Source organism: Streptomyces alkaliterrae (assembly GCF_007097205.2).
In the GTDB taxonomy this organism is placed as follows: Bacteria; Actinomycetota; Actinomycetes; order Streptomycetales; family Streptomycetaceae; genus Streptomyces; species Streptomyces alkaliterrae.
In genome coordinates, this window is sequence record NZ_VJYK02000276.1 from 1 (window position 1) to 7,436 (window position 7,436).

Below are 7,436 nucleotides of genomic sequence, written 5' to 3' on the forward strand. Positions count from 1 at the left end.
GGTGGGTGTGGGTGCGAATCGAGTAGCGGATCAGCGGATGTGTGAGATGGGACGTGGTCCGTACCTCCATCGTCGCTCGGGCGGCGCGGGGACGCGCATCACCGCGACCTTCTCGTGCCGCGCTCGCCCGCTATAGCCTGGGAACGTGCGTGACGGCGTGGTCACTCTCTTCCTCGGCGGGGACGTGATGCTCGGCCGGGGCGTTGATCAGATCCTCCCGCACCCCGGTGATCCGGAGCTGCGGGAGACGTACCTGCGTGACGCCCGGGCCTACGTCGACCTGGCCGAGGCGGCGAGCGGGCCGATCCCCCGGCCCGTAGGCTTCCGCTGGCCGTGGGGCGAGGCGCTGCCGGTCCTGGACGACGCCGCGCCCGACGTGCGGGTGGTCAACCTGGAGACCGCCGTCACCCGCGACGGGGACTTCGCGCCCGGCAAGGCCGTGCACTACCGGATGCACCCCGACAACCTGCCGTGTCTGTCCGCCGTCCGCCCGGACGTCTGCGCGCTGGCCAACAACCACGTACTGGACTTCGGCCCGCGCGGCCTCCGGGAGACGCTCGACTCCCTGGCGGACGCGGGGCTGCGGACGGCGGGCGCCGGCCTTGACGAGACCCACGCGAGGCGCCCGGCGGTCGTGCCGCTGGGCGCCGACGGTCGGGTGCTGGTCTTCTCCTTCGGGATGCTCTCCAGCGGAATCCCGGAGAGCTGGGCCGCCACCGGGCGGCGGGGCGGTGTCGGCCTCGTCGGGGAGCCTTCGCCGCCCGCCGCGTCCGCGTTCGCCGAGCGGCTGCGGCAGGTGCGGCGCCCGGGGGACGTCGTGGTCGCCTCGGTGCACTGGGGCCCCAACTGGGGTTACGGCGTCTCCCGCGCCGAGGTCCGCTTCGCGCACGCACTCGTCGACGCGGGTGCGGCCGTCGTCCACGGCCACTCCTCGCACCACCCGCGACCGCTGGAGGAGTACGGGGGCGGGCTCGTCCTCTACGGCTGCGGCGACCTCGTCGACGACTACGAGGGCATCGGCGGCTACCAGGCCTACCGGGACGACCTGCGAGTGCTGTACCTGGTGTCGGTGGAGTCGGCCACCGGCCGCCTGGTCGACGTGCGGATGGTGCCGTTGCGGGCGCGCAGGATGCGTCTGGAGCGCGCCTCGTCGGAGGACAGCGCCTGGCTGCGCGCGGTCCTCGACCGGCACAGCCGGGCACTCGGCACCCGCGTCGACGGCGGCCCCGACGGCACGCTCACGCTGCGAACCTGGCGCGCCTGACGGCCGGCGGCCGGTTCGCGACGACGGCAGAGCCGAGAGGCCGGCGTGTATGTCTGCAGTCACGGTGGGCGGTCGCTCTACGGTGCGGGCGAGGGGTCGGACGTCGACGGGAAGGTGCCGTAGTGGTGGTCTGCAAGCGTGTGATCGTGTCCGGGGTCGTCCAGGGGGTCTTCTTCCGGGACAGCTGCCGGGCGGAGGCGGCGGCGCAGGGGGTGGCCGGCTGGGTGCGGAATCTTCCGGACGGCACGGTGGAGGCGGTGTTCGAGGGGACGCCTGAGGCCGTGGAACGGATGGTCGCGTGGGCGCGGGTGGGACCGCCGGCAGCCTCCGTGAACGGGGTTGCGGTGAGGGACGAGGAGCCGGGCGGGCGTGGCGGGTTCGAGGTGCGCCCGACGCCGTGAGCACTCCCCCGCTGACCCTTCGCTTCGCCGAGGAGCTGCGGTTCCTGCTGCCCACCCGGCACCGGCGCGAGGCCGTGCGGCTCCCGTCGGACGGCACCTCGACCGTCGGCCATCTGGTGCAGTCCCTGGGTGTCCCGTTGACGGAGACGGGTGTGCTGCGCGTCGACGGTACGGCCGCGCCCCCGTCCCACCTGCCGTCGCCCGGCGCGGTCATCGAGGTCTCCGCCGCGCCGCGTCCGGAGCCGCTGCCGGAGCCCGTCCGGCTGCTGCTGGACGTCCATCTCGGGACGCTGGCCCGTCGGTTGCGGGTGCTGGGTCTCGACACCGCGTACGACAACGACCGCGGCGACGACGAGCTGGTGGCGCAGGCCGACGCGGAGCGGCGGGTGCTGCTCACCCGGGACCGCGGGTTGCTGCGGCGCCGCGCGCTGTGGCGGGGGGCGTACGTGCGGGGGGAGCGGCCGGACCTGCAGCTGGTCGACGTGCTCCTTCGTTTCCGGCCGCCGATCGCCCCCTGGACGCGTTGCCCGGCGTGCAACGGTCTGCTCTCGCCCGTCGCGAAGGCGGAGATCGCCCCTCTGCTGCCGCCGGGCACCCGGCGCAGCTACGACAGCTTCCAGCGGTGCGGCTCCTGCCGGCGGCTGTACTGGCCGGGCGCCCACCACGCGCGGCTGGCCGCGACCGTGCGAGACGCGCAGGCGGTCCTCGGAGGCTCCGCCGGTCTGGGCCGTTCGGGCACTGCGGCTACGCCGGGAGGTGGCTGATCGGCCCGAGCTGTGTTCTTCCGTCCGCTTCCGGGGTACGCGGGAGCGGTATGTCCGGAGACCGAGCAGTGACCGAGGGACGCGCGGGGCGGGCGCGGGGAAGAGGCGGGGCGGTCCGGCCGTCCGGCTCAGCCCAGGCGCCCGTAGAGGATCAGATGGTCGGAGTTCGGCGTGGCCAGCGTCCCGGTCGCGCCGTCCCGCCACTTCGACCCGGCACCCCGGCCCCAGGTGAAGAGGTAGTCGAGTTTGCGGCCGTCCTCGTGGGTGGGGTGACGCCAGGTGGTAGGGCCGCCGTCCGCCTCCCGGCCGACGGCGTACATCGGGGCCATCGCCTCGTGCGGGGGCTCGGCGTTGAAGTCGCCGCCGACCACCACCGTGCCGTACGCGGACAGTTCACGGCCGCCCGGCCGCCAGGCGAGGAACTCCCGGACCTGGGCGGCCCGCACGGCGTCGCTGCGGGAGTCGAGGTGGAGGCCGCAGCTGAGGACCGCGCCCAGCCGGCCGGCCAGGAGCGCGCAGACCGCACCGCGCTGCTCCCTGCCGTCGGCCTGGGTGGGGAAGGTGTAGCGGTACGTGGCCAGAGGCAGTCCTCGGGTGAGCAGCATGTTGCCGTAACGCTGCCCGTTGGCGCAGGTCACGCCGGTGTCGTAGAAGAGGGCACGCATGCCGAGTTCGCGGGCGAGGGCGGTGCCCTGGTTGTGGCAGACCTCCTGCAGGGACAGGGAGAGCCAGCCGCTGCTCGGGGCCACCGTTCGCAGCCGGGCGGCCTCCTGCGCGATCCATGCTCCGGCGTCCCCGCCGTGTCCCACGTTGCCGTAGATGTTGAAGGTGCCGGCCACCTGGGTGAGCGCGGTGTCCTCGTCCGGGGCGGCGGGTTCCGGCCTGACGGCTGGTTCCGGCCTGGCGGCGGCGGGCTCCTGGGACGGGGTCATCGCCATCTCCTCTGCGTCTGGTGGAACGGGTGGACCGGCGGGGTGGGCGGCGGCGAGCACCCAGACGGCCGCGACGACGACCAGCGCCCGGCGTGCCCGGCGCAGACTCTTGACGATCATGCGCCGACCCCTGTCCGCCCGCCGCCGGATCCACGCCCGGCCGCCCGGCGAACCACTCCAAGGGAGGGAAGCGGTCGTTCCGCCGGCCTCCGCCCGCGACCTGTCAGGACGAGGACGTAAGGTGCCGACCATCCGAACCGCCGCCCCGGACACGCGGTCCACGCGTCCTGTCAGTCTGCTGACCAACCGCATGCTGGTGGCAGGACTGATCGGACTCACTCTCCTTGCCGTGCTGCTGGGGGCGTTCGCCGACGAGGAGTGGCGCCATGTGCCGTTCCTGGTCTTCCTGCCCGCTTTCACCGCCGGAATCGGAACGGTCCGTCAGACGGGCATCGCCGCCGCGTGGGTGGTGCTCGCCGAGAGCGCCGCGCTGCTGCACCGGCCGCTGCCCGCGGTGTCGGCCAACGTCGCGATGCTGTCGTTCTCCGTGGTCCTCAGCGCGCTGAGCATCGTGGGCTGCGGGATCCGCATCCGGCAGCAGCAGGAGATCAACCGTCTGCGCTCGGTGTCCGCCGCGCTGCAGCGTCAGATGCTGCGGCCGCTGCCCGTTCGCCTCCGCGACGTGACCGTGGACGGGGTCTACGAGCCGGTGGAGGAGGACAGCATGGTCGGCGGTGACGTCTACGAGGTGGTGGAGTCGCCGTTCGGCGTCCGGCTGCTCATCGCCGACGTGCAGGGCAAGGGGCTGCCCGCCCTGGGCGCGGCTTTCGCCGTGCTGATGGCGTTCCGCGAGGCGGCGCAGCGGGAGCGGGAGCTTGCGGACGTCGCCGTCGCGCTCGACGAGGCCGTCGCCCGGTACAACGCCTACGCCAAGCAGCAGGAACGGGCGCCGGAGCGTTTTGTCACCGCCCTGCTGCTGTGCTTCGCCGAGGGCCGGGCGGCCGAGCTGGTGAACTGCGGGCACATCCCGCCGTACCACGTGCGGGCCGGGCGCGCGGAGCCGCTGCCGGTGCGGGAGACCGGGCTGCCGCTGGGGCTCGGGGCCCTCGCCGACGAGCCGCGTGTCGCGGAGCCGCTGCCGTCGACCGCCGAGGGAACGCTGGTGCTGTGCACGGACGGTGTCACCGAGGCCCGCGGGCCGGACGGCACGTTCTATCCCCTGCACAGCCGCCTGCGGGCGCTGGCCGCGACCCCGGCCGATGGTCTTGCGGCGGCTCTCGACCAGGACCTGCACGGCTTCGCCGGCGATCGCCTCCGTGACGACGTGGCGCTCCTCACCGTTCGCACGGACTGAAGGGCGGGCGCGAGGCCCGTCGTCGAGAGGTGGTGCCGCACGTGGGCGGTGTATCGGAGCCGCGACGGGAGTTGGTGACGTTCGGTCACGGCACCGCCGACCGGACGGCGATCACGCGACTGCTGCGGGAGGCCGGCGTGGCCGCCGTGGTGGACGTGAGGACCGCGCCCGGCAGCCGTCGGGATCCGGACCTGTCACGGGCGCGGCTGGCCGAGTGGCTGCCCGGGGAGGGGGTCGACTACCGGTGGGAGCGGAGGTTGGGCGGGTGGCGGAAGCTGCCGCCGGACTCCCCCGACACCGTGTGGCGGAACGACTCCTTCCGCGCCTACGCCGCTCACACGCGCACGCCGGACTTCCTCAGCGCGATGGACGAGCTGACGCGTCGGACGGGTGAGGTGCGGACCGCGGTGATGTGCGGCGAAGCGGTGTGGTGGCGGTGCCACCGGCGTCTGATCGCCGACTTCGCCGTGCTGGCGCGAGGCACCGTCGTCCGGCACCTGATGCACGACGGGCGCCTGATGCCACACCGCCCGACGCCCGGGGTGCGCGTCCGCGATGACGGCTTGCTGGTCTACGACAACGGCCCCGGTGCGGCTGTGTGACGGGCGGGGCACAGGAGTGTGGTGAGGCGGGGTTCGTCGTCCGGTGCGACGGCCCGCCGCGGCCGAAAGGCGACCGCCGTCCCTTGACGTGGTGTAGCCGCGCTCATAGCTTGTGCGCGGTTCGGGGGGATCGCGCACGATGACTCGACATGGACCGGTTCGTTCCGTTTCCGTCGGGAGGATACGAGCGCTCACTTCCCTCATCGATTTCCGTATTCGGGGAGTGGACAATGCGAGATGCGAGAGTTCCACGACGCAGGAGTCGTCTGCTGGCCACCGCCGCCGCGACCACGGCGATGACGGGGGCGCTGCTCGCCGTTCCGGCCGGCTCGGCGGGCGCGGCGACCGCGGCGACCGCGGCGAGTGGTGAGGTCGGCGCCGCGGCGAAATGCGGCAACACCGGCAGCACCACACTGATCGGCAGCACGCGCACGTCCAAGCAGCTCACGAACGTCACCACCTACGTGAAGGGTGGGACCGTCGACGGCATCCCGCAGCGCTGGGGGCGGGTGGCGGGCGAGGTCAGCCTGATCAACTACATGATCTTCGAGGTCGACAAGACCCGTGACGGCAAGGCGAACTGCTATCTGAAGCGCTCCGTCGGCAACGCGGCCGTCAACACGCTCACCCAACCAGCCATCAGCGGCTGGAGGTTCCGCGCCTGCTGGACGATGATCAGCAGCACCACCTCCTGCGCGGGGCTGAACTCCACCACAAGCTGGACCTCGTGATCTCGAAGCGTCCCTGACTCCGCGGGTCCGCGGCCTCCGGCGAGGGTGGACCGTGCCGCGTCCACCGTCGCCGGCGCCGGTCCGCCGGGTCAGGGCTGGGTGTGCCGCCTCTCCGGTGACGTGTCCAACTCCAGACGCGGCCAGTCGGCGAGGTCGCGCAGCAGCTGCCGGTCGTGGGTGGCGACCACGACCGCGGCGCTGGTGTGGCGGATCGCCTCGGTCAGCGCGTCGACGAGAGCGGACGAGAGGTGGTTGGTCGGCTCGTCGAGCAGCAGTGCCCCGGGACGCGCGGCCAGCGCCAACGCCAGGTCGAGGCGGCGGCGCTGACCCTGCGACATGCGGTCGACGGGCGTGTGCGCGGCCTCCCGGTCCAGGAGGCCGAGCGCCCCGAGCGGGACGGCGTCGGCGTCGCGGAGCACGCCTCGGGCGGCGAGCCGGCCCACGTGCCGGGCGTGCACCTCGTGGGCGGTGAGCCCGGGTTCCCACTCCGCCGTCTCCTGGGTGACCCGCACCACGCGGGCCCCTGCTGCCGTGCGGACCTCGCCTCCGGTCGGTGAGAGTGCGCCGGCCAGCGCCGCGAGCAGCGTGGACTTCCCGGCTCCATTCGGGCCGGTGATCAGCAGCCGGTCGCCGCCGTCGACGGTCAGCTCGACGGTGTCGGCCAACCGCCCGGCCACCGTGAGGCCGTGCGCGCGCAGCAGCGGCGCGCCCCGCCGTACGCCCGGATCGGGCCAGCGGAACACCGGCGGGGGCTGCGGTACGTCGATCCGGTGGGCTTCCAGGGCCTGCTGTTGCCTTTTCAGGGCCTGGACGACGCCCGGCGCACGGGACTGACGCTGGTGCTTTCCGGTTCCCTTCTCCGGTCGCCAGCCGGTGGAGAGCCGGTCGCGGGCCTTGGACACCGCGTCCCGGAGGCGTCGGTGCTCGTCCTGCTGCTCCTCGTGCTCCTGCTCCCACCGGTCGCGCTCGCGGCGCCGGGCCTCCTGCCAGGCGTCGTAGCCGCCGGCGTACAGGCGCGGTCTGCCGTCGCGGGTCGGGTCGAGGTCGAGGAAGCGGTCGGCGACGTCCCGCAGCAGCGCCCGGTCGTGGCTGACGACGGCCAGACCGCCGTCGTGTTCTCGCAGGCTGCGGGTGAGGAAGTCCAGCCCGCCTGCGTCGAGGTGGTTGGTGGGCTCGTCGAGCAGCAGTACGTCGTGCCGGGCGCCGAGGAGGCAGGCGAGTCGGACCCGGTAGCGCTGTCCGACGGACAGCGTGCCCAGCGGGCGGGCGCGCTCGGTGCAGGCGCCGAGCGCTTCGAGGGCGACGTCGACGCGGCGTTCGGCGTCCCAGGCGTCGAGGTGGGTCGCGGCGTCGAGCGCGGCGTCGTACCGGTCGGCGGCGGCGGGGTC

The 7,436-nt window shown here is 73.7% G+C and carries 8 protein-coding genes; 6 read left to right on the forward strand and 2 right to left on the reverse strand.

Features of this window, described 5'->3' with window-relative positions; genetic code table 11:
* The first annotated feature begins 145 nt into the window (after positions 1-145).
* From FNX44_RS21175 to FNX44_RS21185, 3 genes are all read left to right on the forward strand, one after another.
* Positions 146-1,264, forward strand: a complete 1,119-nt coding sequence (locus tag FNX44_RS21175) for a CapA family protein (RefSeq protein ID WP_143650212.1) — start codon at positions 146-148, stop codon at positions 1,262-1,264.
* 125 nt (positions 1,265-1,389) lie between these two features.
* Entirely contained in the window at positions 1,390-1,665 is a 276-nt protein-coding gene (locus FNX44_RS21180) for an acylphosphatase (RefSeq protein WP_181354169.1), read from the forward strand.
* The gene (locus FNX44_RS21185; protein WP_143650214.1) at positions 1,662-2,429 is read left to right on the forward strand and encodes a Mut7-C RNAse domain-containing protein; all 768 of its coding nucleotides are present in this window, start codon (positions 1,662-1,664) and stop codon (positions 2,427-2,429) included. The genes FNX44_RS21180 and FNX44_RS21185 overlap by 4 nt, the downstream gene beginning before the upstream one ends.
* A 128-nt stretch (positions 2,430-2,557) precedes the next feature.
* On the opposite strand, the gene FNX44_RS21190 is transcribed toward FNX44_RS21185, so the two are convergent.
* Positions 2,558-3,481, reverse strand: a complete 924-nt coding sequence (locus FNX44_RS21190) for an endonuclease/exonuclease/phosphatase family protein (RefSeq protein WP_143650216.1) — start codon at positions 3,479-3,481, stop codon at positions 2,558-2,560.
* A 121-nt stretch (positions 3,482-3,602) separates the two neighbouring features.
* Here FNX44_RS21190 and FNX44_RS29755 point away from each other — a divergent pair, with 121 nt between their 5' ends.
* From FNX44_RS29755 to FNX44_RS21205, 3 genes are all read left to right on the forward strand, one after another.
* Positions 3,603-4,715 carry a PP2C family protein-serine/threonine phosphatase gene (locus FNX44_RS29755; RefSeq protein WP_323369550.1) on the forward strand — a complete coding sequence of 371 codons (1,113 nt, stop codon included), beginning with the start codon at positions 3,603-3,605 and terminating at the stop codon, positions 4,713-4,715.
* Between the two features lie 41 nt (positions 4,716-4,756).
* A complete protein-coding gene (locus FNX44_RS21200) occupies positions 4,757-5,317 on the forward strand; it encodes a DUF488 domain-containing protein (RefSeq protein WP_323369551.1) in 561 nt (186 codons plus the stop codon).
* 230 nt (positions 5,318-5,547) lie between these two features.
* On the forward strand, positions 5,548-6,048 hold the full coding sequence (locus FNX44_RS21205; protein ID WP_143650219.1) for a hypothetical protein: 501 nt from the start codon (positions 5,548-5,550) through the stop codon (positions 6,046-6,048).
* Between the two features lie 89 nt (positions 6,049-6,137).
* On the opposite strand, the gene FNX44_RS21210 is transcribed toward FNX44_RS21205, so the two are convergent.
* The coding region (locus FNX44_RS21210; protein ID WP_143650220.1) for an ATP-binding cassette domain-containing protein at positions 6,138-7,436 on the reverse strand (1,299 nt) is incomplete at its 5' end.

Excerpts from the sequence above, each read along its gene's own strand:
- FNX44_RS21190 (WP_143650216.1), bottom strand. The coding sequence starts at position 3,481 with ATGATCGTCAAGAGTCTGCGCCGGGCACGCCGGGCGCTGGTCGTCGTC.
- FNX44_RS21205 (WP_143650219.1), top strand. The coding sequence starts at position 5,548 with ATGCGAGATGCGAGAGTTCCACGACGCAGGAGTCGTCTGCTGGCCACC.